This window comes from Pseudomonas sp. B21-019, assembly GCF_024749225.1.
Taxonomy (GTDB): Bacteria; Pseudomonadota; Gammaproteobacteria; order Pseudomonadales; family Pseudomonadaceae; genus Aquipseudomonas.
In genome coordinates this window covers 3,414,126-3,439,606 of record NZ_CP087193.1, presented here as the reverse complement: position 1 = coordinate 3,439,606, position 25,481 = coordinate 3,414,126, and the positions used below count along the sequence as shown (strand labels likewise).

The following is a 25,481-nucleotide window of genomic DNA, read 5'->3' as shown; positions in this document are numbered from 1 at the left end:
TGCAAGCACGGCCCTTGCCGCACTGGTTAAGCTGCGCAACGGATGAGCACCCGTAAAGGCATTGTCGATGGCTCAATGGTAGCCCCGACAGTCGTTTTTGCAGATGCCCATTCAATGGAAGGTGAATGTGACCTGAGTGTCTCGTCCAGCTTCACCCAACTGTCGTCCTGTTTCCTCTGCCCGAGAATCAGGAACAGGGTGACGGAATACCCCGAAAGGGGGTTGCACGCGACGCTTCCATCAATAACAAGCCCAAGCGGAGTACCACAGATGGCGTTCTTCACCGCAGCCAGCAAAGCCGACTTCCAGCACCAACTGCAAGCGGCACTGGCGCAGCACATCAGTGAACAGGCACTGCCACAAGTGGCGCTGTTCGCCGAACAATTTTTCGGCATTATTTCCCTCGACGAGCTGACTCAGCGTCGGCTATCCGACCTCGCCGGTTGCACCCTTTCTGCATGGCGCCTGCTTGAGCGCTTCGATCACGCTCAATCGCAAGTGCGTGTCTACAACCCCGATTACGAACGCCACGGCTGGCAGTCGACCCACACCGCGGTCGAAGTGCTGCACCACGATCTGCCATTCCTGGTGGATTCGGTGCGTACCGAGCTGAACCGTCGCGGCTACAGCATCCATACCCTGCAAACCACTGTGCTGAGCGTGCGTCGCGGCAGCAAGGGCGAGCTACTGGAAATCCTGCCGAAAGGCACCCAGGGTGAAGGCATTCTGCAAGAATCGCTGATGTACCTGGAAATCGACCGTTGCGCCAACACGGCCGAATTGAATGTCCTGACCAAAGAGCTGGAGCAGGTTCTCGGTGAAGTCCGCGTTGCGGTCGCCGATTTTGAACCGATGAAAGCCAAGGTCCAGGAGCTGATCGAAGGCATCGACAATAGCCAGTTCGCCATCGACGCCGAAGAAAAATCCGAAATCAAGAGCTTCCTGGAATGGCTGGTGGGCAACCACTTCACCTTCCTGGGCTACGAAGAGTTCGTGGTGGGCGAAGATCAGAACGGCGGTCACATCGACTATGATCAGAGCTCGTTCCTCGGCCTGACCAAGCTGCTGCGCGCTGGCCTGACCGTCGATGACCTGCGCATCGAAGACTACGCCGTCAACTATCTGCGTGAACCGACGCCGCTGTCGTTCGCCAAGGCTGCGCATCCAAGCCGTGTCCACCGTCCGGCGTACCCGGACTACGTGTCGATCCGCCAGATCGATGCCAACGGCAAGGTCATCAAGGAATGCCGCTTCATGGGCCTGTACACCTCGTCGGTGTATGGCGAAAGCGTGCGGGTCATTCCATACATCCGTCGCAAGGTCGAGATCATCGAGCAGCGTTCGGGCTTCCAGGCCAAGGCTCACTTGGGCAAGGAACTGGCCCAGGTGCTTGAAGTGTTGCCTCGCGATGACCTGTTCCAGACGCCGGTGGACGAGTTGTTCGCCACCGTGATGTCGATCGTGCAGATCCAGGAACGCAACAAGATCCGCGTATTCCTGCGCAAAGATCCGTACGGCCGTTTCTGCTACTGCCTGGCCTATGTGCCGCGTGACATCTACTCCACCGAAGTGCGCCAGAAGATCCAGCAAGTGCTGATGGATCGTCTGAAAGCCTCGGACTGCGAGTTCTGGACCTTCTTCTCCGAATCCGTGCTGGCCCGTGTGCAGCTGATTCTGCGGGTCGACCCGAAGAACCGTCTGGACATCGACCCGGTTCTGCTGGAAAAAGAAGTGGTGCAGGCCTGCCGCAGCTGGCAGGACGACTACGCCAGCCTGGTGGTCGAGAGCTTCGGCGAAGCCCAGGGCACCAACGTGCTGGCCGACTTCCCGAAAGGCTTCCCGGCCGGTTACCGCGAGCGTTTCGCCGCCCACTCGGCTGTGGTCGACATGCAGCATCTGCTGAGCCTGAGCGAAAAGAATCCGCTGGTGATGAGCTTCTATCAGCCACTGGGTCAGGTATCGGGCCAACGTGAGCTGCACTGCAAGCTGTATCACGCCGACACGCCGCTGGCGTTGTCCGATGTACTGCCGATCCTGGAAAACCTCGGCCTGCGCGTACTGGGTGAATTCCCGTATCGCCTGCGCCACAACAGCGGCCGCGAGTTCTGGATTCACGACTTCGCGTTCACGGCTGCCGAAGGCCTGGAGCTCGACATCCAGCAACTCAACGACACCTTGCAGGACGCTTTCGTCCACATCGTGCGTGGCGATGCCGAGAACGATGCCTTCAACCGTCTGGTGCTGACCGCCGGCCTGCCATGGCGCGACGTGGCGCTGCTGCGTGCCTATGCCCGTTACATGAAGCAGATCCGTCTGGGCTTCGACCTGGGTTACATCGCCAGCACCCTGAACAACCACACCGACATCGCTCGCGAGTTGACCCGGTTGTTCAAGACCCGTTTCTATCTGGCGCGCAAGCTGGCCAGTGACGATCTGGAAGACAAGCAACAACGCCTGGAACACGCGATTCTGAGCGCACTGGACGATGTTCAGGTGCTCAACGAAGACCGCATCCTGCGTCGTTACCTGGACCTGATCAAGGCGACCCTGCGGACCAACTTCTACCAGACCGATGCTCACGGTCAGAACAAGTCCTACTTCAGCTTCAAGTTCAACCCGCACCAGATTCCAGAGCTGCCGAAGCCGGTTCCGAAGTTCGAAATCTTCGTTTACTCGCCGCGCGTCGAAGGTGTGCACCTGCGCTTCGGCAACGTGGCTCGCGGCGGTCTGCGCTGGTCCGACCGTGAAGAAGACTTCCGCACCGAAGTCCTGGGCCTGGTAAAAGCCCAGCAAGTGAAGAACTCGGTCATCGTGCCGGTGGGTGCGAAGGGCGGCTTCCTGCCGCGTCGCCTGCCACTGGGCGGCAGCCGTGACGAGATCGCGGCCGAGGGCATCGCCTGCTACCGCATCTTCATCTCGGGCCTGTTGGACATCACCGACAACCTGAAAGACGGCGCGCTGGTACCGCCGGCCAACGTCGTGCGTCATGACGACGATGACCCGTACCTGGTGGTAGCAGCGGACAAGGGCACTGCGACCTTCTCCGACATCGCCAACGGTATCGCCATCGACTACGGCTTCTGGCTCGGCGACGCGTTCGCATCTGGCGGTTCCGCTGGTTACGACCACAAGAAAATGGGTATCACCGCCAAGGGCGCGTGGGTCGGCGTACAACGCCACTTCCGCGAACGCGGTATCAACGTCCAGGAAGACAGCATCACCGTGGTGGGCGTCGGCGACATGGCCGGTGACGTGTTCGGTAACGGCTTGCTGATGTCCGACAAGCTGCAACTGGTCGCAGCCTTCAACCACCTGCACATCTTCATCGACCCGAACCCGGAGCCTGCCAGCAGCTTCGCCGAGCGTCAGCGCCTGTTCGACCTGCCGCGTTCGGCCTGGTCGGATTACGACACCAGCATCATGTCCGAAGGCGGCGGTATCTTCTCCCGTAGCGCGAAGAGCATTGCCATCTCCGAGCAGATGAAAGAGCGCTTCGACATTCAGGCCGACAAGCTGACCCCGACCGAACTGCTCAACGCCTTGCTCAAGGCACCGGTAGACCTGTTGTGGAACGGCGGTATCGGTACGTACGTCAAAGCCAGCAGCGAAAGCCACGCCGATGTCGGCGACAAGGCCAACGATGCACTGCGCGTGAACGGTAACGAACTGCGCTGCAAGGTTGTGGGCGAGGGCGGTAACCTCGGTATGACTCAGCTGGGTCGCGTCGAGTTCGGCCTCAATGGCGGCGGTTCCAACACCGACTTCATTGACAACGCCGGTGGCGTGGACTGCTCCGACCACGAAGTGAACATCAAGATCCTGCTGAACGAAGTGGTTCAGGCCGGCGACATGACCGACAAGCAACGTAACCAGTTGCTGGCGAGCATGACCGACGAAGTCGGTGGCCTGGTGTTGGGCAACAACTACAAGCAGACCCAGGCATTGTCGCTGGCGGCCCGTCGCGCGTTGCCACGGATCGCTGAATACAAGCGCCTGATGAACGATCTGGAAGCCCGTGGCAAGCTGGATCGCGCCATCGAGTTCCTGCCGTCGGAAGATGCGATCAACGAGCGCGTCGCGGCAGGCCATGGCCTGACCCGTGCCGAGCTGTCGGTGCTGATCTCCTACAGCAAGATCGACCTCAAGGAGCAGTTGCTGGGCTCCCTGGTGCCGGACGACGACTACCTGACCCGCGACATGGAAACCGCTTTCCCGCCGACGCTGGTCAGCAAGTTCTCTGCCGCCATGCGCCGTCACCGCCTGAAGCGCGAAATCGTCAGCACCCAGATCGCCAACGATCTGGTCAACCACATGGGCATCACCTTCGTTCAACGGCTCAAAGAGTCGACCGGCATGAGCCCGGCGAACGTGGCCGGTGCGTATGTGATCGTGCGTGACATTTTCCACCTCCCGCACTGGTTCCGTCAGATCGAGTCCCTGGACTACCTGGTCTCCGCTGATGTGCAACTGGAGCTGATGGACGAGCTGATGCGTCTGGGCCGTCGCGCTACGCGCTGGTTCCTGCGTGCCCGCCGCAACGAGCAGAATGCTGCCCGCGACGTCGCGCATTTCGGTCCGCACCTGAAAGAGTTGGGCCTCAAGCTTGACGAACTGCTCAGTGGCGAGATTCGCGACACCTGGCAGGCTCGCTATCAGGCGTACGTCGAAGCCGGTGTTCCGGAGTTGCTGGCACGCATGGTGGCTGGCACCACGCACCTGTACACCCTGCTGCCGATCATCGAGGCTTCCGACGTGACCGGCCAGGACCCAGCGGACGTGGCCAAGGCCTACTTCGCCGTGGGCAGCGCGCTGGACATTACCTGGTACCTGCAACAGATCAGCGCTCTGCCGGTTGAAAACAACTGGCAGGCCCTGGCCCGTGAAGCGTTCCGCGATGACGTCGACTGGCAACAACGTGCGATCACCATCTCGGTCCTGCAACAGGGCGACGGCACCCAGGACGTGGAAACACGCCTGGAGCTGTGGATGGAGCAGAACGAAGGCATGATCGAACGCTGGCGCGCCATGCTGGTGGAAATCCGTGCCGCCAGCGGCACTGACTACGCCATGTACGCGGTGGCCAACCGTGAATTGCTGGATGTGGCGTTGAGCGGTCAAGCGGTGGTGCCTGCGGCTGTCACTAGCAGCGCAGACGCCGAGCTGGAGCCGGCGGCCTGATAAGCGCTGAATGAAAAAGCCCCGCTCTCGAAAGAGGCGGGGCTTTTTTATGCCTGAAGATTTTGTGGTGGCTGATGGCCTCAGCTATCAGTTTTCCAAAGGAATCAGCACTTTCTCATCCGGGGCCAACACCATGAACACCAACAGCTTGGCGGGTTGGGTAGCGCTGGCGTTTTTCGACACCAGATGTTCAGACCCGGCCGGTTCGTACCAGAATTCGCCAGCCTTGTAGGTGGTCGCTTTTTCGCCTTTGACTTGAGAAGTGATCTCCCCCGATAGCACGTAGGCCATGGCCGTACCCTGGTGTTTATGGGCAATGGAAGATTGGCCCGGCTGGTAATCGACTTCGATCATCAGGGCTTTTTTGCCGGGTGCGTTTTTCAGCATCTGGTCTTGCAGGATGGTGACATTTTCCGAAGGGGCGGCGGTTTCGTGGGCGAATACCGAGGCTGAAACGGTTAGCGTCAGGGCGGCGAAAGAGGCAGCAAAAAAGCGAAGCGCATTCATGGTTGATTACCTGTGGTGGTGAGTCGTCAGGGACCACAGTAAGCGGCGCTATCGGCTAATCAAACGGCCAATTTTCCGGAAGATCAGGGGACCAATCACCGAGGCTACATTACCCGTAGCAGCTGTCGAGCCTGCGAGGCTGCGTTCGGCTGCGAAGCAGTCGTCAAACCAGAGCTTGCGGTACGTCAGGCAGACCGTGTCAGCCGGACTCACGACTGCTTCGCAGCCGAACGCAGCCTCGCAAGCTCGACAGCTGCTACAAGCGAACGCAAGCTGCTATCGGGGTTGCGATCTTTTGATCTTGTTTCAAACGATAGGAAAGCTGTTGAAGTCGACGGCATTGGCCAACCGGCTGTCGATCAGGCCGATAAAACCTTGCACTTCGGGGCGGTTGAAATGCGCTTGCATCGCCGCTTCCGATTGCCAGTGGGCGCTGACCGTCCAGCGGGTGTCGTCCTCGGGGCAGCGGTCGACCATATAGGCGTCACAGCCCGGAAGTTCGCGCAGGGTGTCGACAATCTTTTGCAGTTGTTTGCCCAGTTCGTCCGAGCGACCGGCGGCAGCTCGTATCTTTACGGTGTTGAACACTTGGTTGGACATTACTCACACTCCTGAATCAGGCCGGACGAATCCTGCTCATTGAGGGATAACGCCCATGCAGGATAGGCCTGCCCCCTTGGGCCGCCAATAGCCAATCACCGGATAAAACCGCAGACCAATCCCTCAACCAACCTGCTGCAAAATGTCCCGCAAACGGTCCAGGGCGATGTCGATGTCCAGGGTTTCGATCGCCCCGAACCCCAGGAAAAGCCCGGCCCGTGGCGTTTGCTGGTAAAAAAAGTCGTCCAGGGTATAGAGTCCCACTTCGACTTTTTTCGCGAGTTCGATCACCAACGGAATATCGACCGGCACCTTGCACAGTACCGCCATGTGAAACCCGGCTGTGGTCGGCACCGCTTCGAACCATGGCGAAAGGTCGCCCGCCATCCGCGCCAGGATCCGTTCGCGGCGCCCGGCGTAAATCGTATGGCAACGCCGGATGTGCTTGAGCAGACAGCCCTCGGCGATGAACTTGGCCAGCGCCCATTGGGGCAGGGTGGAGGTGTGCCGGTCGGTGAGCTGCTTGGCGCTGATCACCGCTTCGAGAATCGCCGGCGGCAAAATCGCATACCCCAGCCGCAACTCCGGCAACAGGGTCTTCGAGAAGGTGCCGACGTAGGCGACGATGCCGCGTTCATCCAGGCTTTGCAGCGAGTCGGTGGGCCGGCCTTCATAGCGGAACTCGCTGTCGTAATCGTCCTCGATGATGATCGCCCCCAGTTCGTGGGCCCGCTCCAGCAGCGCCACCCGACGCTCGTGGCTCATGGGCATGCCCAAGGGGAACTGGTGCGAGGGGGTGACATAAATCAGCCGCGTGCCGTCGGGAATGTGCTCGACCTGGATGCCTTGCGCATCGACCGGCACGCCGACCACCGTTGCGCCATGAGTCCCGAACAACAGGCGCGCCGGAGGGTAACCGGGGTCCTCCATGGCCACGAGGCTGCCCGGTTGGGTCAACACCCGGGAAATCAGGTCCAGCGCTTGCTGCGCGCCATTGCACACCACCACGTCTTCGTCCCGACAATTGACCCCGCGGGAAAATGCGATGTGCTGTGCGATTGCATTGCGCAACGCCGGCAGGCCTTCGGGCTGGCTGTAGAAACCCTTGGAACCGGCGATCTGGCGCAAGGCATGGGAGGTACAACGGCGCCAGTCGTCCTGCGGAAACTGGCCCTTGCTGGTTGCACCACCGATAAAGTCGTAGCGCAGCGAGCCTTCCAGCGTCGGGTGGCGCAAGAACGTCGGCAACTTGCGCCAGCTCTCGATGACATCGAAGCTGGCCAATTCCGAATGGCTCTGTTTACGGACGACTTTTGCCGCCCGGGCATTGACGTAGGTGCCTTTGCCGATCACCCCGGTGAGGAAGTTTTCGTAGGTCAGTTGCGCATAGGTGTCGGAAATGGTCTTGCGCGAAATCCCCAGTTGTTCGGCCAGCAAACGGCTGGGCGGCAGCTGCGTGCCGGCTGCCAGGCGCCCGGATTCAATGGCGCTGCGCAGTTGCCGGTACAGCTGGCCTGCCAGATCCTTGCGGCCGTTGATGACAACGTGAAGTTCCATACCGGCGGGGCTCCTGGGGCGATTGTGAGGCGACTGTGCGTCGCGCCAGATTACCTGCATGAGTGACTGCACAGAAGTTGTGTGGGCGAAAAACCGGCAATTGGTCTTCTGTCGGGCGGTCCATGGCTTTTTCGCTGAATTGGCTCTGTAACGCTCGTGCATCAGCGCCTAACGTGGAGATACCGATTCGCGCCACGAGGCCGCCGCCATGACCGTTCGCCTGGATTACTACAGCGCATCGCCCAAGGCGATGAAAGCCATGATCGCCATGGAGGCCTTGACCCGTGATCTGAGCATCGAACCGGCGTTGCTGAACCTGATCAAGATCCGCGCCTCGCAGCTCAATGGTTGCGCCTTCTGCACTGACATGCACTCGGTGGACGCACGTCGTATCGGCGAGACCGATCGGCGGCTGTATGCAATCGTGGTCTGGCGCGACAGCGGCTTTTTCAGCCCTCGGGAGCGGGCGGCCCTGGCCTGGACCGAAGCGGTGACCCTGCTCGCGCAAAGCCATGTGCCGGACGATGTTTATGCACTGGCCCGGGAGCAGTTCGGTGAAGGGGAACTGGTCGACCTGACGATGGCCATCAGCGCCATCAACAGCTGGAATCGCCTGGCGGTGAGCTTTCGGCAAACGCCCAGCAGTTGATTATTGGTTTGGTTTTTACCCGTTTGTCACATCAGATTCATGAACGATCAGCAGGATGAAACGGTCAAGGACAGATCGACAGGGAGTCATCGATGTCATTCATGGAATCCGCCGGGCGTCAGGGCGTGGCCGAGTACCGTTCGCCCGTAGAACACAGCAACGCCTCTCACGCACGGATAGCCGGAATCGATCCGGTGTTACTGCTGGCCTTCAGGGTCAGCGCCCGCTGTGGCTGTTTCATGCAAGCGGCCCGCAGTCTCAACATCAAGTCGACCCAGTTGCGTAAACAATTGGCGCAACTTGAAGCACAACTGCAGCGCTCGCTGTTCTGCCATTCGGGCAATGGCTTTGCCCTCAGTCGTGACGGGTTGCAGCTTCAGGCGCAGTTGATGGCCTTGGCCCGTGAGCGCGATTTGCCAGTGATCGAACAGCCGTTGGTGCGCCTGGCCGTGGCCGAGTCGATCCTGCACGACATCCTCGGTCGCGACCTGGTCTCGCTGCTGCGACGCAACGCCAGCGTGCGCCTGGACATCATCTCCCTCGACAGCGAACTGTCCCTGCGGGCGATCAGCGCCGATGTGGTGGTGTGGCTGGCGGGCACAGATTCGCCGTTACCAGGCCCCAGTTTCGCCATCACCGAGCCCCGGCGTCTGGCACGGCTGGACTACCTGCCGCACATCGCCAAACGCTATTCGCGGGTCGCGGCCCGCCCGGACAGCCTGGGCGACCTGGCCGATTTCATGCTGGTGCAATGGCAACACGACCGCCAGGTCGGCGCCTTCGGGCCGTGGAACAGTCTGGTGGAGCAGCGTCTGGCGGGAGTGGTGCAGTTGCATTCCTATGAGCTGATGCTGGAGATGATCCGCTGCAGCGCCTGTATCGGTTTGCTGCCGCACTACATGAGCCAATTCGATAGGGGGCTGGTGGCATTGCCAGGGCTCTTCAGCCAACCGATGGAGCGCCAGGTGTGGATGGCGATCAATGCCGACTCCCGAAATGAAGCTGCGGTGCAGGCGATCGTCGAGCTGATCCACAATACCTTTAATGAGCGAAGGGAGTGGTTCGAGTAGCTCGACGGATCTTCTGGCAAGAACACTTTTGTGGCGAGGGAGCTTGCTCCCGCTGGGGCGCGTAGCACCCCCAAAACCATTCAAACCGGTGCATCAGACAAACCGGGTTCTCAGAATGGGGGCTGCTTCGCAACCCAACGGGGCGGTGCGGCGTTCCGACAAGCTCCCTCGCCACAGAGGTTTGCACCGTTATAGAGTAAGCGGCCACGTACGCATCAAGGACGAAACACTCATGCCCGCCGACTCCGTCATTACCCTCGAGCGCTTCAGCGAATCCCACATCGAGGGCGTCACCGCCCTCTACAACGACCCGGCTGTGGCCCGTCAGGTGCTGCAAATGCCGTTTCAGTCCACCGAGGTCTGGCGCCAACGCCTGATGGCGGACAACGAACGGGCGGTGAAATTGGTGGCGCTGCATCAGGGCTCGGTCATCGGTAACATCGGCCTGGAACAGTTTTCGCGAATCCGCCGCAGCCATGCAGGCAGCTTCGGCATGGGGGTTGCCGTGGCTTGGCAGGGCAAGGGTGTCGGTTCGAAACTGCTGGCGGCGGCGCTTGATGTCGCCGACAACTGGATGAACCTGCAACGGGTCGAACTCTCGGTGTACGCCGACAACGAAGCGGCCATCGGCCTGTACCGGAAATTTGGCTTCGAGACCGAAGGCCTGTTTCGCGACTACGCCGTGCGTGACGGTCGGCTGGTCGATACCCTGAGCATGGCGCGCCTGCGTCGCACGCCCAAGGCCGATTGAGTCAGTCGCCCAAGGCAAACGCCACCGCCGCCTGCGCGTGCAGTTCGGTGGTGTCGAGCAAGGGCAGGGTGCTGTGCTCGGGTTTGATCAGCAGGCCGATTTCGGTGCAGCCGAGGATGATCGCCTGAGCGCCGCGTTCGGTCAGCGATTCGATTACCCGTCGATAGACCTGGCGCGACGCCTCGCTGATTATCCCGACGCACAACTCGTCATAGATGATCCGGTGCACCGCCTGACGCTCCTCGACCTCCGGCACCAGCACCGTCAGGCCCCAGTCCGTCAGGCGCGCCTTGAGAAAATCCTGTTCCATGGTGAACGCAGTCCCCAGCAAACCCACCCGCAACGCACCGGCGTCCAGTGCCGCCTGACCGGCCGGGTCGGCAATGTGCAGGAACGGAATATCGATCGCAGACTGAATCTGCCCGGCCACCTTATGCATGGTGTTGGTACACAGCACCACGCAGTCGGCACCGCCAGCCTCCAGACGTCGCGCGGCATCCACCAGAATCGCCGCCGCATCGTCCCAGCGCCCGGCATGCTGGGCCTGTTCGACAGGGCCGAAGTCGACGCTGTACATTAGCAATTTCGCCGAACGCAACGGCCCGAGGCGGTCGCGTACCTGTTGGTTGATGAGGCGGTAATACTCAGCGCTGGACTCCCAGCTCATGCCGCCGATAAGGCCGATGGTGCGCATGTCGTGCTCCTGTGAATGGCAAACCCTTGGGGAGAGTGTCCAGTGGATCCTTGTTCCGATCTATCAGGAAATTTCACATGCCGGGTGTGCTGAGCGAGAACCTGTTGGGCGGCAGACTCTGCCTGCGACTCTTGCCCCGTGCGCCTTACAGTGCGCGGGATCCGGCGCAGTCGCGAACCCTCGGGGTGACGCTGGAACGTCAGCAAGGCGTGCATGCGATCGACTCTGACCGACGGACGGATTTCGATACCTGGCCGGGCGTATTGGCGTACACGCCGGTCGGCGTGGAGGTGTTTTCCGAATCGGCCACTGGTGGCGAGTATCTGTTGATGCGGCTGGATGAGCCGTTCGCCAGTGAACTGTTACCGGTCGCCGCTCACCGCATGCAATCTTGCGGCAATCGGCGTGCGCTGACCCTGGCGCGAGATATACGGCGTCAGCTGCTCGCCACGCAGCCCGACCTGCTGGCGCTTGAGCAATGTGCCGTCGCGCTGGTTGGCGTCGCGGGTTCGATAACCGATACAACGCTGCGTGCCACGCCCAAGGCCTTCGCCCGAGTCATGGAGCAGATCGCCGAGCAGTCCCAGCACCCCCTGACGCTGGAACAATTGGCTGCCACCTATGGGCACAACGAACTGCGCTTTCTGCGCGATTTCACCCAGGCTATTGGCCTGACGCCTCACGCCTACCTCATTGAAGTGCGGCTTCAGGCCGCACGCAGGCTGATCGAGCGCACGGCTCTGCCCTTGGCCAGCATCGCTCTGGATGCCGGCTTCGCCCATCAATCCCACATGGGCAGTGCCTTTCGCAAATACCTGGCCATGACCCCTAGCCAGTACCGCTCGCGCTTTTAGTCGTACGCCGGCAGCGCGCATCTGCCATGCTCAAAGTCCGCAGCACCGCTTCAACCAAAGGAACACCGCAATGGACGACGTACAGCAACTGGGCGAGATGCTTCGCCACTACGCAGAAAGCGAAGCGCACAAGAAGCAACTGTTTGAGGCGCAATCGGCCGTGTGGGCGACGCGCATCGGGGAGTTGTTCGATCAGATCCAGCAGTGGCTGGCACCGGTCCTGGCGCCGAACCTGCTGGAAGTGAGCCGCGAGGCGTATGTCGCATCCGGGCCGAGTGTGCCGGTGGAGACGTCGACGTTCAAGACCGAGAAACTGAGCGTCGTTATCGCCGGCAAACCGGTGGAGTTTGTGCCGGACGTGATGGGCGTTGGTGGGCAGATTTCCCTTGCCGTGATGGGGTTGACCGCGGCGCGCTATGGCAGTATTTCGCTGGTGTGCCTGCCACCGTCCAGCGCCTGGCAATGGCGCAAGACCAACGGCCTGAAAGACCCGGACACGTTTGCCTTCGATGCAAACTTTTTGGCGCAGCAACTGCAGAGCCTGATTCCCCGCGAGCGCAACTAATGTCCATGTGATCGACACTCAACCCTGTGGGAACGGGCTTTTGTGGCGAGGGGGCTTGTCGGACCGCCGCACCGCCCCGTTGGGCCGCGCAGCGGACCCAGAACCTGCGAGCGCTGCGCACTCGAACGGGGCGGTGCGGCGGTCCGACAAGCCCCCTCGCCACAAGCCCGCTCCCACAGTGAATTGGGTGTACCTCAGATTTCGAGGTTGCCCCAGCCCGGTTTCAGCTCTTCCGGCGCCACCGCTTTCACGGTTTTGCCGGTCGCCAGTTCAACCCGCCGCGCCACCTCGGGATCATCGGCAAACGGAATCAGGCTGGCATCGTCCAGGCTTTCGGCCGTCTGGTGTTTCAGGCAGTACTCGATCGCCAGCCAAAGCCCCAGCACACCCAATAAATTCAACGCCATTTCGATCATGTCAGGCTCCTTGCCTCAGGCATACTGCGCTTCAAGTTCGGCCATCTTCACATCTGCAACCCGCACCGTACGCCACACGTTATAAGCCATCAGCAGCATGCCGCTGAGGAAAAACACCCCGCCGACAAACCGCACGATGAAGCCCGGATGGCTGGCCTGCAACGCCTCGACGAACGAGTAGGTCAGCGTGCCGTCGTCGTTGATCGCGCGCCACATCAAGCCCTGGGTGATGCCGTTGACCCACATCGAGGCGATGTACAGCACGGTGCCGATGGTCGCCAGCCAGAAGTGCAGGTTAATCAGCGGCACGCTGTGCATTTGCGTGCGGCCGAAGACTTTCGGAACCATGTGATAGATGGCGCCGAAGGTGATCATCGCCACCCAGCCGAGCGCGCCGGCGTGCACGTGGCCGATGGTCCAGTCGGTGTAGTGGGAGAGGGCGTTGACGGTCTTGATCGCCATCATCGGCCCTTCGAAGGTCGACATGCCATAGAAGGCCAGGGACAGCACCAGAAACCGCAGGATCGGGTCGGTGCGCAACTTATGCCAGGCCCCCGACAGCGTCATCATGCCGTTGATCATCCCGCCCCAGCTCGGCGCCAGCAGAATCAGCGACATCGCCATGCCCAGGGACTGCGCCCAGTCCGGCAGCGCGGTGTAGTGCAAATGGTGCGGACCCGCCCAGATGTACAGGGTGATCAGCGCCCAGAAGTGCACGATCGACAAACGATAGGAATACACCGGTCGACCCACCTGTTTCGGCACGAAGTAATACATCATCCCGAGAAACCCGGTGGTGAGGAAAAAGCCTACGGCGTTGTGCCCGTACCACCACTGCACCATGGCGTCGGTGGCCCCGGAGTACACCGGATACGACTTGAACCAGTCCACCGGAATCGACAGGTGATTGACCACATGCAACATGGCGATCACCACGATGAACGCACCGAAAAACCAGTTACCGACGTAGATATGTTTGGTCTTGCGGCGCACCACGGTGGTGAAGAACACGATGGCATAGGCGAGCCAGACCACCGTCATCCACACCGCGCCGGAGAACTCGATCTCGGCGTATTCCTTGGTTGTCGTGTAGCCCAGCGGCAGGCTGATCAGCATCACCACGATCACCGATTGCCAGCCCCAGAAGGTGAATGCAGCGAGTTTGTCCGAGAACAGCCGCACCTGGCAGGTGCGCTGCACGGCGTAGTAACTGGCGGCGAATTGCGCGCTGCCGGCAAAGCCGAAAATCACCAGGCTGGTGTGCAGCGGACGCAAGCGGCCGAAGGTGGTCCACGGCAGGTCGAGGTTCATCTCGGGCCATACCAGTTGCGAGGCGATCCATACCCCCATTGCCATCCCGACGACGCCCCATACCACGGTTGCCACGACGAATTGGCGGACGACCTTGTAGTTATAGGCCAGTCCGATTGTTGCTGTGCTCATGGTCAGTTCTTCCACGGTTGCAAAGTCTTGCCAGGCCACCCGGTCTGGCATGCGATGAACTGTAGAAACCCTGCCGGAAACAAAACAGTCTCAGGAAACTTTCATTTATACGGATCAGATGCGGGGCACGCCTGCGGCCATCAGTCGCGTCCTGATACGGTTTTTTAGTGTTTAGCTGAATCTGTAACACGCTGCGCTGCTGCCGCATAGTTGCACCCCAAGAACGAGCCGCAGAGTTCGATCCACCGCAACTCCTGTGGGAGCTCCTGTGGCGAGGGGGCTTGCCCCCGTTTGAGTGCGTAGCACTCACAAGATCTTCGGTGTATCAGAGATTTTGGGGCTGCTTCGCAACCCAACGGGGGAAAGCCCCCTCGCCACAGGGGCTCCCACAGGTTCTGCGCAAAATTCCTGATGAGGTGGCAGCCACATGTATCAATACGATGACTATGACCGGGCCCTGGTGTTCGAGCGAGTTGCGCAGTTTCGCGATCAGGTCGAGCGTTTCATGGCCGGCGAATTGAGCGAAGAAGAGTTCCTGCCCCTGCGTTTGCAGAACGGCCTGTATATGCAAAAACACGCCTACATGCTGCGCGTGGCGATACCTTACGGCACCCTGAACGCCAGGCAAATGCGCACCCTGGCGAGCATTGCCCGGGACTACGATCGTGGTTACGGCCACTTCACCACCCGGCAGAACATGCAGTTCAACTGGATCGAACTGGCTCAGGTCCCGGACATCCTCGAACGCCTGGCCGAGGTGGAAATGCACGCGATCCAGACCTCCGGCAACTGCGTGCGCAACATCACCACCGAAGCCTTTGCCGGTGTCGCCGCGGACGAGCTGATGGACCCGCGTCCGCTGGCGGAGATTCTGCGGCAATGGTCGACCATCAACCCGGAATTCCTGTTCCTGCCGCGCAAGTTCAAGATCGCCATCTGCTCGGCGAAACAGGACCGCGCGGCAATCATGATGCATGACATCGGCCTTTATCTTTATCGCGACGACAGTGGGCAAATGCTCCTGCGAGTGATTGTTGGCGGCGGGTTGGGGCGCACGCCGATCCTCGGTCTGCAGATTCGCGAAGGCTTGCCGTGGCAGCATTTGCTGTCTTATGTCGAGGCGGTGCTGCGGGTCTACAACCGCCACGGGCGGCGCGATAACAAGTACAAGGCGCGGATCAAGATTCTGGTCAAAGCCCTGGGGATCGAAGCGTTCGCCAAGGAAGTGGAGGAGGAGTGGCAACACCTCAAGGACGGTCCGGCGCAGTTGACCGACGTCGAGTATGAACGTGTTGCCAGCGCCTTTGTGCCACCCGATTACCGTTCACTGGTCGGCACCGACCTGGACTTCGGCACACGCCTGGCCGAGCACCCGGCGTTCGCCCGTTGGGTGACGCGTAACGTTCAGCCGCACAAGGTGCCGGGTTACGCCAGTGTGGTGCTGTCGACCAAACCGGGCATCGCCTCGCCGCCGGGAGATGTCACGGCCGAGCAAATGGACGCGGTGGCGCAATGGTCCGAGCAGTTCGGTTTCGGCGAAATACGCATCGCCCATGAACAGAACATCGTCCTGCCGGACGTGCCCAAGACCGATCTTTACGCGCTGTGGTGCCTGGCCTGCGAGCAAGGCCTGGGGAGTGCCAATATCGGCTTGCTGACCGACATCATCGCGTGCCCCGGCGGCGACTTCTGCGCCCTGGCGAATGCCAAGTCGATCCCCATCGCGCAAGCGATTCAGGCGCGTTTCGACGATCTGGATTACCTGCATGACCTGGGCGACATCAGCCTGAACATCTCCGGCTGCATGAACGCCTGCGGCCACCACCATATCGGCAACATCGGCATCCTTGGCGTCGACAAGAACGGCAGCGAGTGGTACCAGATCACCCTCGGCGGCGCCCAGGGCAAGGACAGCGCGTTGGGCAAGGTCATCGGCCCGTCCTTCAGCGCCGCCGAAGTGCCCGATGTGATTGAACGGATCATCGGCACGTTCGTGCGCTACCGCGAGAGCGAAGAACTGTTCGTCGATACCCTGGCGCGCATCGGTCTGGAGCCATTCAAGGAGCGGGTTTATCCGAAGGTGCTGGAGGTGTCGGCATGAACAATGTGCTGCGTTTGCGAGAGGGCGGCGCCGAGTGGGTGCGCGATGATCCGTGGCAGTTGATTCGTGAAACGACCGGTGAACTGCCGGCCGGGCCGCTGATCCTGCCATTACCCCAGTGGCTGGCCCTTAACGCCGACACCACGACTGCACTCGAAGGTGTCTGGCTCGGTCCTGACGACGAAGTGACAAACCTGACCCCGTGGTTTCCCGACCTGCCGCTGATTGCCCTGGACTTCCCGAGTTTTCGCGACGGACGCGCTTACAGCCAGGCCTATCTGTTGCGCACGCGATTCGGTTGGCAAGGAGAACTGCGCGCGATTGGCGATGTGCTGCGCGATCAACTCAGCCACATGCGCCAATGTGGCTTCGACAGCTTTGCCGTGCGCGAAGACAAGTCTGCCGAAGATGCGCTGAAGGGACTGGCGGGGATGAGCGTGTTGTATGGGCGTTCGGTAATCGAGCCGCGGCCGTTGTTTCGGCGGCGGTAGGGCATCGAGATCTTTTGCTTGGGCCAGTGATGGCATTTTGATAGAGTCCGCGTCTCATAAGGAGTTGGTGAAGAAAGGAGTCTGGTTTGGGCGCGGGCAAGAAGATTTTAGGGTTGATAGCGCTGTTGCTGATGGCGGCCCTGTGGGGCAGTTATTTTTACGTGTTCAAAGAGAACCGTAACGGCCAGCTCGGGGATGCGTTCGACAGCTACGCCTGGTGCGGCACGCCGCCGGCCAGCGATAGCGGCGGGCAGGGCAAGGATCAACTGTCGCTGCGCATCACCAACAACGTTCGCGGCGAGTTCATGCTCTCGGGGGCGGTTGTCGTTTCCGAGCGAACCTTTGATCGCTACGACCTGGGCCGCAACGAACTGCGGCTGCGCATGGAGCCGCTACAGTGGTCCTACGGCGTTGCGCCGATTTTCATGGAACAGGTCAAGATCAAACCCCTGAGCCGTAACCTGTCTTCAGTCAACAAAAGTGCCTACGCCGAACTTGAGTCCCGGCCCATCGACGTCCAGGGGCGTGCGACGGATTTTCCGTTCGACACCTACCGCTACGGTTACAAACCGGTGTTGTACTACCTCAAGGGTAACGAGCGTGTCGATCTGCGCTTCAAAAACGTCACCACCAGCATGCAGATGTCCAACACCTTTACGCCGATCCAGAAGTACAACCGTGTCGAGTACATCAACGAGAAAAATTCGCTGATCAGTGAGCAGGACTACAAGCCCTACGGCGCCAACGAATGCGCGTTCAGCGTCGAGCGCAAGGGCTCGTTCAAGGTGATTGTGTTGCTGTTGTTGCTGGTGATGTGCCTGCCGCTGCTACACGTGTTCTATCGCGACGAGCCGGGCATCGACTTTCTCGCGACGCTGGTGAGTATTGGCGCGATCCGGGTGTTCCTGGTGGGGCCGTTGAACGATTTCCAGTTGTATACCATCGACTTCCTGTTCGGCGCGGTGATCATCCTGGTGGGCACGGTGTCGTTGATCAAGGCGATGCGGGCCAATAGCCGGCGGGAGTTGGCAGCGAAAAGCGGGTCTTCGTGGTGATTATCGCGACCGTGGCGAGAGCTGAAAATTGTGATTTTCGATACAAAAACGCCGGGCATTAGCTATACCTGTAACTCTCGTAGGCAATACCGTTGCCGTCCTTCTGACAGGAGTTAAAGCATGAAGCTTGCGTTAATGATGAGCACACTGTGCATCGCCTCTCTTGGGGTGGCGGGTTGCGCCAGCAAAGTCGTCGAGCCAGACCAGTACTCCGGCTTTCTCAAGGACTACAGCCAGCTCAAGGAAGCCAAGTCGCCATCGGGCGCCGTGGTGATGCGCTGGGTCGATCCCAAGCTCAACGTCAACAAATACACCAGTGCCTACATCGAGCCGACTCAGCTCTATCCCAAACCGCAGCCGACAGCGAAAATCCCTCAGACCACACTGAACGGCATCACCAGCTACTACGATCAGGCGCTCAAGCGCGAACTGGGTAAATCCCTGCCACTGGCCAGCGGTCCCGGCCCAGGCGTGATCGTGGTACGTGCAGCGATTACCGCCGTCAGCAGCAAGACCGAAAGCCTCAAGCCGTATGAAGTGATCCCGATCGCCCTGGTGGCAGCGGCCGTCACCACCGCCAGCGGTGCTCGCGATCAGCAAACCGATCTGGCCACCGAAGCGGTGTTTCTCGATGGCGGCACCAACAAGGTCATCGCCCAGGTGGTGCGCAAGGGCACCGGCAAACCGCTGGAAAACGAAGCTCAGGTGATGAAAGCCGATGACGTGAAAAACGTGATCGATGGCTGGGCTTCGGACATGAATCAATCGTTTGTAAAATTCAAGTCCAAGTAACGCGGGTTTATTGTTCGCGAAGGATCGTTCCCAGGCATGGGAACGATCGATCCCCTTGGCTATTCCCCCGGGATGTCGGCCGGTATGACAGTGAGCGCAACCGGCGCCGCATGACTTTGCATTGTCTGGGCACCGACACCACAACTGGCGAAAAGCGCCATCAGGCTGAATGCCGCGACGCGAAGCAAACCTTTCATAGACGTTTCCTCATTTTCCGACGATGACATTCGGTCTGGCCTGCATGAAGGCTTTTTTTACTCTAGCAGGTGGTTGTCGCGTCAACTGTCTAATCATGCTGCTCCGTTTCAGGGAGTCAGGTTTGCTTCATTGCTTCTTCGCCTGTGCCCGCACGCGCTCTTCCTGTTCGCGCAGTTCCGGGGTGAACTCGGCACCGAAATCTTCGGCCTCGAACACCTGGCGAATTTCGATCTCGGCCTCTGTACCCGGCATCGGGTTGGGGCAGCGCTTGACCCACTCGATCGCTTCCTCTTTCGACTTCACCTGCCACAGCCAGTAGCCGGCGATCAGCTCTTTGGTTTCGGCGAACGGGCCATCGATCACTGTGCGTTTATCTCCCGAGAAGCGCACACGGGCACCTTTACTGCTGGGCTGCAGGCCATCGCAATCGATGAGGATGCCGGCCTTGGCCAGTTCCTCGTTGTAATTGCCCATTGCGGTCATCAGTTCTTCGCTGGGCATCACGCCGGCCTCGGAATCGGGGCTGGCTTTTACAATGATCATGAATCGCATGGTCTTGTCTCCGTTGAAGTTGAGTGATTCATTGCATAGTCGAATGGGCGTGACTTGAATCGACAATGCACCTAAACAAAAATTGTCCTTTTCGTTTTAGTCGATGTTGTAGAAAACAGATGTATTTTCGACATCCTCCTCGCGATCAAATATTCCTGTGAAAACCATCCAACGACCAACGGAAGGTGCCCTCCATGCCCATACTGGAACTCACTACACTGATCCCCGACCGCACTCCGGGGCAAGTCCTCGACTTCTGCCTGGAAGGCGCCAATTTCCCGAAGATCTTTCCGGAACGCGTCACGTCGCGGGGTGATATCGACCTGGATAACCTGCGCATCGAAGTCGGGCGCGAGTTTCGCTTCAGGCACTGGATGTTCAACCTGATCCCGTCGAACTGGACGGTGGTGATCCGGGAGGTCGGCGACATGCATTTCATCGATGAAATGCTCAAGGGGCCGCTGCGTGCCTTTCGTCATGAACATCGGGTGGCGGCGGGAGAGGGCGGTACGCTGTACACCGACCGCGTGACCTATGCGGCGATTGGCGGTGCTTTGACTGAAGGGCTGCTGGTGAATGCCTACATGCGGCGGATTTTCGCGGCGCGGCACCGCAATATGCTGCGGTTGCTCGGGTAGTGCACGTGCATCCAGCCCTGTTGAATTGCAGGTTTGCCTCTCCCGCCACTCATGACAATTTGTGTTTTTGCATAGGTCCCCGGCTCATTTCGTGGTTAACTTCGGCCTCGTCAAAATTCTCTACATCAACGTTCAGAAGGACTCCGTTCATGGCTCAAGTCACTCTTAAAGGCAACCCGGTTCAAGTCAACGGCCAACTGCCACAAGCCGGTTCCCAGGCGCCAGCCTTTTCCCTGGTTGCCGGCAATCTGTCCGACGTGACACTGGCGAGCTTCGCCGGCAAGCGCAAAGTGTTGAACATCTTCCCAAGCGTCGACACCCCGACCTGCGCCACCTCCGTGCGCAAGTTCAACGCCCAGGCCAATGACGTGGCCAACACCGTCGTGCTGTGCATCTCCGCCGACCTGCCGTTCGCCCAAGCCCGCTTCTGCGGCGCCGAAGGCCTGGAAAACGTACAGAACCTGTCGACTCTGCGCGGTGCCGAGTTCAAGGAAAACTACGGCGTGGCCATCGCCGATGGTCCACTCAAAGGCCTGACCGCCCGTGCCGTCGTGGTTCTGGACGAAAACGACAAGGTCCTGCACAGCGAACTGGTCAAGGAAATCGCTGAAGAACCGAACTACGACGCAGCGCTCGCCGTTCTGAAGTAAGCAAAGTTTTACAATTGTTAACGGCCTGGCTCTGTCCAGGCCGTTTTCATTTGTGCTTCAGTGTCTTAGCTAAACCTCCTGTTCCGTAAGCCAAAGGTAAATTGCCGGTAAAGGCGCTTTGCTTAATTCCCGCCAGTGCTTATCGTTCAGCCTCCCGTAGAAAAAAGCGCACGCGCCCAATGGTTGATCATTCCATGCAATCCTCCGCTTCCCGCAATCCTCGTCGCTGGCTGTTCGGCCTGCTTGTCCTGTTGGTCATCGCCGGCCTGTGCTGGAAGTTCTGGCCCGCTGGCAGCAGCCCGAAGGAGGGCGCAGGGCAGAAAGCCGTTGCCGGGCATACTGGTCGTTCGGGGGGGATGCGTCCGGGATTCGGCGGGGCGACGGGACCGGTTCCGGTGCGCGTGGCGCCGGTGGTCAAAGGCGATTTTCCGCTGTATTACAAGGCGCTGGGCACGGTCACGGCGCTGAACACCATCAATGTGCGCAGCCGCGTCGGTGGCGAACTGGTCAAGGTCTATTTCGAAGAAGGGCAGATGGTCAAGGCGGGTGACCTGCTGGCCGAGATCGATCCACGTCCTTATCAGAATGCCTTGCTCCAGGCCGAAGGCACCTTGCTGCAGAATCAGGCGCAATTGAAAAACGCCCAGGTCGACGTCGAGCGCTATCGTGGCCTGTACCGCGAAGACAGCATCGCCAAGCAAACCCTGGACACCGCCGAAGCGCTGGTCGCCCAGTATCAGGGCACGGTCAAGACCAATCAGGCGGCGGTCAACGACGCCAAGCTCAATCTCGAATTCACCAAGATCCGCGCTCCGATCGCCGGGCGCGTGGGCTTGCGGCAGCTGGACGTCGGCAACCTCGTGGCGCCCAACGACACCACGGCGCTGGTGATCATCACCCAGACCCAACCGATCAGCGTGGCGTTTACCTTGCCGGAAAACAGCCTGGACACCGTGCTGACCCGCTATCGCACTGGCGCCAAGCTGCCCGCCGAAGCCTGGGACCGTGGCGACACCCAATTGCAGGCCACCGGCGTGTTGCAGAGCCTCGATAACCAGATTGACGTCACCACCGGCACCCTGAAATTCAAGGCCCGCTACGAGAACCGCGATCAAGCGCTGTTCCCGAATCAGTTCGTCAACGTGCACCTGCTGGCCGATACCCTTAAAGATGTGGTGCTGGCGCCCTCGGCGGCGATCCAGTTCGGCACCAACGGCACGTTCGTCTATGCGCTGGACGGCGACAAGAAGGTTGCCATCCGTCAGTTGAAAGTCGGCGCCAGTGACGGGGAAAACACCGTGATTACCGAAGGCCTGGCCGTCGGTGATCGGGTGGTGCTGGAAGGCACCGACCGCCTGAAGGACGGCAGCGAAGTGGAAGTGGTCAACGACAGCAAGGATGTACCGACCACCCCGACCGAACACCTGCAAGGCAAGTCAGCCGTCACTGCGCCTGACGCGATGGCCACCGACAAGGCGAAAAAGGGCGGCGCATGAACATCTCGCGGCTGTTCATCCTTCGCCCGGTCGCCACGACCCTGAGCATGCTGGCCATTATTCTCGCCGGTGTGATCGCTTATCGGCTGCTGCCGGTGTCGGCATTACCCCAGGTCGATTACCCGACCATCCGCGTCATGACGCTCTATCCCGGCGCCAGCCCGGATGTCATGACCAGCGCCGTGACCGCGCCGCTGGAACGTCAGTTCGGTCAGATGCCCGGCCTGACCCAGATGGCTTCGACCAGTTCCGGTGGTGCCTCGGTGCTGACCCTGCGGTTCAGCCTCGACATCAATATGGACGTCGCCGAGCAGCAAGTGCAGGCGGCGATCAACGCCGCGACCAATTTGCTGCCCAAGGATCTGCCCGCGCCGCCGGTGTACAACAAGGTCAACCCGGCGGATACCCCGGTGCTGACCCTGGCCATCACTTCCAAAACCATGCTGCTGCCCAAGCTCAATGACTTGGTCGACACCCGTATGGCACAGAAAATCGCCCAGATCAGCGGCGTCGGCATGGTCACTATTGCCGGCGGTCAGCGTCAGGCGGTGCGGATCAAGGTCAACCCCGAGGCCCTGGCGGCCAACGGCCTGAACCTGTCGGACGTGCGCACCTTGATCGGTGCCTCCAACGTCAACCAGCCCAAGGGCAACTTCGACGGCCCGACCCGGGTGTCGATGCTCGACGCCAACGACCAGCTGACGTCGCCCAAGGACTACGCCAACCTGATTCTGGCCTATAAAAACGGCGCGCCGTTGCGGCTCAAGGACGTGGCACAAATCGTCGATGGCGCCGAGAACGAACGCCTGGCGGCATGGGCCAATGAAAGCCAGGCCGTGCTGCTGAACATCCAGCGTCAGCCCGGCGCCAACGTCATCGAGGTGGTTGACCGGATCAAGGCCTTGCTGCCGAGCATCACCGACAACCTGCCGGCCGGCCTCGACGTCACCGTGCTCACCGACCGCACCCAGACCATCCGCGCCTCGGTCACCGACGTGCAACACGAACTGCTGATCGCCATCGCCCTGGTGGTGATGGTCACGTTCCTGTTCCTGCGGCGGGCCAGCGCCACGATCATTCCGTCGGTGGCGGTGCCGCTGTCGTTGATCGGCACCTTCGGCGTGATGTACCTCGCCGGGTTTTCGGTCAACAACCTGACCCTGATGGCGCTGACCATCGCCACCGGTTTCGTGGTGGATGATGCGATCGTCATGCTGGAGAACATTTCTCGATTCATCGAAGAGGGCGACAGCCCGCTGCAAGCGGCGCTCAAGGGTGCCAAGCAGATCGGCTTCACCCTGATTTCCCTGACCCTGTCGTTGATCGCGGTGCTGATTCCGTTGCTGTTCATGGCCGACGTGGTGGGGCGTTTGTTCCGCGAGTTCGCGATCACGTTGGCGGTGGCGATCCTGATTTCGCTGGTGGTGTCCCTGACCCTGACGCCGATGATGTGCGCGCGGTTGCTCAAGCGTGAGCCCAAGGAAAAAGATCAGGGCTGGTTCTACCGCTCCAGTGGCGCGACCATCGACTGGATGATCGCCGCCTACGGGCGCAAGTTGCAGTGGGTGCTCAAGCATCAGCCACTGACCTTGCTGGTGGCCATCGGCACCCTGGCATTGACCGTATTCCTGTACATGGTGGTGCCCAAGGGCTTTTTCCCGGTGCAGGACACCGGGGTGATCCAGGGGATTTCTGAGGCGCCGCAGTCGATTTCCTTCGCGGCGATGAGCGAGCGCCAGCAGGAATTGGCCAAGGTGATTCTGGCTGACCCTGCGGTCGAGAGCCTGTCGTCCTACATCGGGGTCGATGGCGACAACTCGACGCTTAATAGCGGTCGGTTACTGATCAACCTCAAGTCTCACAGCCACCGCAACCTGAGCGCCACCCAAGTCATTGCCCGCTTGCAACCGGAGCTGGACAAGCTGGTCGGCATTCGCCTGTTCATGCAGCCGGTGCAGGACCTGACCATCGAAGATAGGGTCAGCCGTACTCAGTACCAGTTCAGCATGTCGTCGCCGGATGCCGAGTTGCTCAACCTGTGGAGCGGGCGTCTGGTCGAAGCCTTGGCGCAACGGCCGGAACTGACCGATGTCGCCAGCGATTTGCAGGACAAGGGTTTGCAGGTTTATCTGGTGATCGACCGCGATGCGGCGTCGCGGGTCGGCGTATCGGTGTCGAACATCACCGACGCGCTGTACGACGCCTTCGGCCAGCGGCAGATTTCCACCATTTACACCCAGGCCAGCCAGTACCGCGTGGTGCTGCAATCGCAGTCCGGCGAGAAGATCGGCCCCGATGCGCTGAACCAGATTCACGTCAAGACCAGCGATGGCGGGCAAGTGCGCCTGTCCAGCCTGGCGCATGTCGAGGAGCGTCAGGCGCAACTGGCGATCACCCACATCGGCCAGTTCCCGGCGGTGATGATGTCATTCAACCTGGCGCCCGGCGTGGCGTTGGGGCATGCGGTGCAGATCATCGATCAGGTGCAGAAAGACATCGGCATGCCGATTGGCGTGCAGACCCAGTTCCAGGGCGCGGCCGAAGCATTCCAGGCGTCTCTGTCGAGCACCTTGCTGCTGATCCTGGCGGCGGTGGTGACCATGTACATCGTGCTCGGCGTGCTCTATGAGAGCTATATCCATCCGATCACCATCCTCTCGACCTTGCCCTCGGCGGCGGTCGGCGCCTTGCTGGCGCTGCTGTTGAGCGGTAATGACCTGGGGATGATCGCGATCATCGGCATCATCTTGCTGATTGGTATCGTGAAAAAGAACGCGATCATGATGATCGACTTCGCCCTCGAGGCTGAACGTAATCAGGGCATGGACCCGCAAGCGGCGATCTATCAGGCGGCACTGCTGCGCTTCCGGCCGATTCTGATGACGACACTGGCGGCGTTGTTCGGCGCGGTGCCACTGATGCTCGCCACCGGCTCCGGCGCGGAATTGCGCCAGCCGCTGGGTCTGGTAATGGTCGGTGGCTTGCTGGTGAGTCAGGTGCTGACGCTGTTCACCACGCCCGTTATCTACTTGTACTTCGACCGCCTGGGACGCCGTTTCGGCAAGTCCGACGCCGAAGAGGTGGAAGTATGATGGCGTCGGGCGGCAAACTCACACATGCGCACGCCCTCAATGCCAGGCGCACACTTTGTGGGAGCGAGCCTCTGTGGCGAGGGGGCTTGCCCCCGTTGGGTCGCGAAGCGGCCCCAAAAACTGCAATCGAGG

Annotated in this window: 22 protein-coding genes; 14 read left to right on the top strand and 8 right to left on the bottom strand. The window is 60.4% G+C overall.

The window, feature by feature from the left end; translation table 11 throughout:
* Window positions 1-270 precede the first annotated feature (270 nt).
* Window positions 271-5,178, top strand: a complete 4,908-nt coding sequence (locus tag LOY36_RS15290; RefSeq protein WP_258668635.1) for an NAD-glutamate dehydrogenase — start codon at window positions 271-273, stop codon at window positions 5,176-5,178.
* Window positions 5,179-5,265: 87 nt separating this feature from the next.
* On the opposite strand, the gene LOY36_RS15285 is transcribed toward LOY36_RS15290, so the two are convergent.
* The 3 genes from LOY36_RS15285 to LOY36_RS15275 all read right to left on the bottom strand — a co-directional run bounded on the left by LOY36_RS15285 (window position 5,266) and on the right by LOY36_RS15275 (window position 7,842).
* The gene (locus tag LOY36_RS15285) at window positions 5,266-5,685 is read right to left on the bottom strand and encodes a cupin domain-containing protein (RefSeq protein ID WP_258668633.1); all 420 of its coding nucleotides are present in this window, start codon (window positions 5,683-5,685) and stop codon (window positions 5,266-5,268) included.
* A gap of 306 nt (window positions 5,686-5,991) precedes the next feature.
* Entirely contained in the window at window positions 5,992-6,285 is a 294-nt protein-coding gene (locus tag LOY36_RS15280) for a putative quinol monooxygenase (RefSeq protein ID WP_258668631.1), read from the bottom strand.
* A 123-nt stretch (window positions 6,286-6,408) separates the two neighbouring features.
* Complete coding sequence (locus tag LOY36_RS15275; RefSeq protein WP_258668629.1) at window positions 6,409-7,842, bottom strand: PLP-dependent aminotransferase family protein; 1,434 nt, start codon at window positions 7,840-7,842, stop codon at window positions 6,409-6,411.
* Window positions 7,843-8,050: 208 nt separating this feature from the next.
* Here LOY36_RS15275 and LOY36_RS15270 point away from each other — a divergent pair, with 208 nt between their 5' ends.
* The 3 genes from LOY36_RS15270 to LOY36_RS15260 all read left to right on the top strand — a co-directional run bounded on the left by LOY36_RS15270 (window position 8,051) and on the right by LOY36_RS15260 (window position 10,312).
* Window positions 8,051-8,491: a carboxymuconolactone decarboxylase family protein gene (locus LOY36_RS15270; protein ID WP_019579292.1), complete on the top strand. Its 441-nt coding sequence runs from the start codon at window positions 8,051-8,053 to the stop codon at window positions 8,489-8,491.
* Window positions 8,492-8,583: 92 nt separating this feature from the next.
* Window positions 8,584-9,561 carry a LysR family transcriptional regulator gene (locus LOY36_RS15265; RefSeq protein ID WP_258668627.1) on the top strand — a complete coding sequence of 326 codons (978 nt, stop codon included), beginning with the start codon at window positions 8,584-8,586 and terminating at the stop codon, window positions 9,559-9,561.
* A 232-nt stretch (window positions 9,562-9,793) separates the two neighbouring features.
* Window positions 9,794-10,312, top strand: a complete 519-nt coding sequence (locus LOY36_RS15260; protein ID WP_258668625.1) for a GNAT family N-acetyltransferase — start codon at window positions 9,794-9,796, stop codon at window positions 10,310-10,312.
* A 1-nt stretch (window position 10,313) separates the two neighbouring features.
* Here LOY36_RS15260 and LOY36_RS15255 read toward each other — a convergent pair whose 3' ends face one another.
* Window positions 10,314-11,006: an aspartate/glutamate racemase family protein gene (locus LOY36_RS15255; RefSeq protein ID WP_258668624.1), complete on the bottom strand. Its 693-nt coding sequence runs from the start codon at window positions 11,004-11,006 to the stop codon at window positions 10,314-10,316.
* A gap of 77 nt (window positions 11,007-11,083) precedes the next feature.
* On the opposite strand from LOY36_RS15255, the gene LOY36_RS15250 reads away from it, so the two are divergent.
* Together LOY36_RS15250 and LOY36_RS15245 are read left to right on the top strand one after the other, a co-directional pair.
* Window positions 11,084-11,860 carry a helix-turn-helix domain-containing protein gene (locus LOY36_RS15250; RefSeq protein WP_258668622.1) on the top strand — a complete coding sequence of 259 codons (777 nt, stop codon included), beginning with the start codon at window positions 11,084-11,086 and terminating at the stop codon, window positions 11,858-11,860.
* 70 nt (window positions 11,861-11,930) lie between these two features.
* A complete protein-coding gene (locus LOY36_RS15245; protein WP_064618184.1) occupies window positions 11,931-12,425 on the top strand; it encodes a hypothetical protein in 495 nt (164 codons plus the stop codon).
* A 194-nt stretch (window positions 12,426-12,619) separates the two neighbouring features.
* Here the strand turns inward: LOY36_RS15245 and LOY36_RS15240 are convergent, their stop codons facing one another.
* Complete coding sequence (locus LOY36_RS15240) at window positions 12,620-12,841, bottom strand: cbb3-type cytochrome c oxidase subunit 3 (RefSeq protein ID WP_258668620.1); 222 nt, start codon at window positions 12,839-12,841, stop codon at window positions 12,620-12,622.
* A 15-nt stretch (window positions 12,842-12,856) separates the two neighbouring features.
* Window positions 12,857-14,284, bottom strand: coding sequence for a cytochrome-c oxidase, cbb3-type subunit I (ccoN, locus tag LOY36_RS15235; protein ID WP_026286424.1), 1,428 nt, complete (start codon window positions 14,282-14,284; stop codon window positions 12,857-12,859).
* 427 nt (window positions 14,285-14,711) lie between these two features.
* On the opposite strand from ccoN, the gene LOY36_RS15230 reads away from it, so the two are divergent.
* From LOY36_RS15230 to LOY36_RS15215, 4 genes are all read left to right on the top strand, one after another.
* On the top strand, window positions 14,712-16,385 hold the full coding sequence (locus tag LOY36_RS15230; RefSeq protein ID WP_258668618.1) for a nitrite/sulfite reductase: 1,674 nt from the start codon (window positions 14,712-14,714) through the stop codon (window positions 16,383-16,385).
* A complete protein-coding gene (locus LOY36_RS15225; RefSeq protein ID WP_258668616.1) occupies window positions 16,382-16,876 on the top strand; it encodes a DUF934 domain-containing protein in 495 nt (164 codons plus the stop codon). The genes LOY36_RS15230 and LOY36_RS15225 overlap by 4 nt, the downstream gene beginning before the upstream one ends.
* Before the next feature lie 86 nt (window positions 16,877-16,962).
* Window positions 16,963-17,931, top strand: coding sequence for a hypothetical protein (locus LOY36_RS15220; protein ID WP_258612123.1), 969 nt, complete (start codon window positions 16,963-16,965; stop codon window positions 17,929-17,931).
* 120 nt (window positions 17,932-18,051) lie between these two features.
* Window positions 18,052-18,723: a DUF3313 domain-containing protein gene (locus tag LOY36_RS15215; protein WP_019650018.1), complete on the top strand. Its 672-nt coding sequence runs from the start codon at window positions 18,052-18,054 to the stop codon at window positions 18,721-18,723.
* Window positions 18,724-18,782: 59 nt separating this feature from the next.
* Here LOY36_RS15215 and LOY36_RS15210 read toward each other — a convergent pair whose 3' ends face one another.
* Complete coding sequence (locus LOY36_RS15210; RefSeq protein ID WP_019650017.1) at window positions 18,783-18,920, bottom strand: hypothetical protein; 138 nt, start codon at window positions 18,918-18,920, stop codon at window positions 18,783-18,785.
* Window positions 18,921-19,047: 127 nt separating this feature from the next.
* Window positions 19,048-19,473 carry a YciI family protein gene (locus LOY36_RS15205; RefSeq protein WP_192350688.1) on the bottom strand — a complete coding sequence of 142 codons (426 nt, stop codon included), beginning with the start codon at window positions 19,471-19,473 and terminating at the stop codon, window positions 19,048-19,050.
* Window positions 19,474-19,667: 194 nt separating this feature from the next.
* On the opposite strand from LOY36_RS15205, the gene LOY36_RS15200 reads away from it, so the two are divergent.
* The 4 genes from LOY36_RS15200 (at window position 19,668) to LOY36_RS15185 (ending at window position 25,349) form a co-directional block, all read left to right on the top strand.
* Window positions 19,668-20,111: a polyketide cyclase gene (locus LOY36_RS15200; RefSeq protein WP_258668614.1), complete on the top strand. Its 444-nt coding sequence runs from the start codon at window positions 19,668-19,670 to the stop codon at window positions 20,109-20,111.
* Between the two features lie 149 nt (window positions 20,112-20,260).
* Window positions 20,261-20,761 carry a thiol peroxidase gene (gene tpx / locus LOY36_RS15195; protein ID WP_018926141.1) on the top strand — a complete coding sequence of 167 codons (501 nt, stop codon included), beginning with the start codon at window positions 20,261-20,263 and terminating at the stop codon, window positions 20,759-20,761.
* A gap of 179 nt (window positions 20,762-20,940) precedes the next feature.
* Window positions 20,941-22,257 carry an MdtA/MuxA family multidrug efflux RND transporter periplasmic adaptor subunit gene (locus LOY36_RS15190; protein WP_258668613.1) on the top strand — a complete coding sequence of 439 codons (1,317 nt, stop codon included), beginning with the start codon at window positions 20,941-20,943 and terminating at the stop codon, window positions 22,255-22,257.
* Window positions 22,254-25,349 carry an MdtB/MuxB family multidrug efflux RND transporter permease subunit gene (locus LOY36_RS15185; RefSeq protein ID WP_258668612.1) on the top strand — a complete coding sequence of 1,032 codons (3,096 nt, stop codon included), beginning with the start codon at window positions 22,254-22,256 and terminating at the stop codon, window positions 25,347-25,349. The genes LOY36_RS15190 and LOY36_RS15185 overlap by 4 nt, the downstream gene beginning before the upstream one ends.
* The last annotated feature ends 132 nt before the right edge of the window (window positions 25,350-25,481 follow it).

What these genes read in the sequence shown, in the direction of transcription:
- LOY36_RS15210 (WP_019650017.1), bottom strand. Translation starts at nt 18,920, where the DNA reads ATGAAAGGTTTGCTTCGCGTCGCGGCATTCAGCCTGATGGCGCTTTTC.
- ccoN (WP_026286424.1), bottom strand. Translation starts at nt 14,284, where the DNA reads ATGAGCACAGCAACAATCGGACTGGCCTATAACTACAAGGTCGTCCGC.
- LOY36_RS15280 (WP_258668631.1), bottom strand. Translation starts at nt 6,285, where the DNA reads ATGTCCAACCAAGTGTTCAACACCGTAAAGATACGAGCTGCCGCCGGT.
- LOY36_RS15270 (WP_019579292.1), top strand. Translation starts at nt 8,051, where the DNA reads ATGACCGTTCGCCTGGATTACTACAGCGCATCGCCCAAGGCGATGAAA.
- LOY36_RS15285 (WP_258668633.1), bottom strand. Translation starts at nt 5,685, where the DNA reads ATGAATGCGCTTCGCTTTTTTGCTGCCTCTTTCGCCGCCCTGACGCTA.
- LOY36_RS15190 (WP_258668613.1), top strand. Translation starts at nt 20,941, where the DNA reads ATGGTTGATCATTCCATGCAATCCTCCGCTTCCCGCAATCCTCGTCGC.
- LOY36_RS15215 (WP_019650018.1), top strand. Translation starts at nt 18,052, where the DNA reads ATGAAGCTTGCGTTAATGATGAGCACACTGTGCATCGCCTCTCTTGGG.
- LOY36_RS15245 (WP_064618184.1), top strand. Translation starts at nt 11,931, where the DNA reads ATGGACGACGTACAGCAACTGGGCGAGATGCTTCGCCACTACGCAGAA.
- LOY36_RS15230 (WP_258668618.1), top strand. Translation starts at nt 14,712, where the DNA reads ATGTATCAATACGATGACTATGACCGGGCCCTGGTGTTCGAGCGAGTT.
- LOY36_RS15260 (WP_258668625.1), top strand. Translation starts at nt 9,794, where the DNA reads ATGCCCGCCGACTCCGTCATTACCCTCGAGCGCTTCAGCGAATCCCAC.
- LOY36_RS15185 (WP_258668612.1), top strand. Translation starts at nt 22,254, where the DNA reads ATGAACATCTCGCGGCTGTTCATCCTTCGCCCGGTCGCCACGACCCTG.
- LOY36_RS15290 (WP_258668635.1), top strand. Translation starts at nt 271, where the DNA reads ATGGCGTTCTTCACCGCAGCCAGCAAAGCCGACTTCCAGCACCAACTG.
- LOY36_RS15240 (WP_258668620.1), bottom strand. Translation starts at nt 12,841, where the DNA reads ATGATCGAAATGGCGTTGAATTTATTGGGTGTGCTGGGGCTTTGGCTG.
- LOY36_RS15255 (WP_258668624.1), bottom strand. Translation starts at nt 11,006, where the DNA reads ATGCGCACCATCGGCCTTATCGGCGGCATGAGCTGGGAGTCCAGCGCT.
- LOY36_RS15200 (WP_258668614.1), top strand. Translation starts at nt 19,668, where the DNA reads ATGCCCATACTGGAACTCACTACACTGATCCCCGACCGCACTCCGGGG.
- LOY36_RS15250 (WP_258668622.1), top strand. Translation starts at nt 11,084, where the DNA reads ATGCCGGGTGTGCTGAGCGAGAACCTGTTGGGCGGCAGACTCTGCCTG.
- LOY36_RS15205 (WP_192350688.1), bottom strand. Translation starts at nt 19,473, where the DNA reads ATGCGATTCATGATCATTGTAAAAGCCAGCCCCGATTCCGAGGCCGGC.
- LOY36_RS15275 (WP_258668629.1), bottom strand. Translation starts at nt 7,842, where the DNA reads ATGGAACTTCACGTTGTCATCAACGGCCGCAAGGATCTGGCAGGCCAG.
- tpx (WP_018926141.1), top strand. Translation starts at nt 20,261, where the DNA reads ATGGCTCAAGTCACTCTTAAAGGCAACCCGGTTCAAGTCAACGGCCAA.
- LOY36_RS15225 (WP_258668616.1), top strand. Translation starts at nt 16,382, where the DNA reads ATGAACAATGTGCTGCGTTTGCGAGAGGGCGGCGCCGAGTGGGTGCGC.
- LOY36_RS15265 (WP_258668627.1), top strand. Translation starts at nt 8,584, where the DNA reads ATGTCATTCATGGAATCCGCCGGGCGTCAGGGCGTGGCCGAGTACCGT.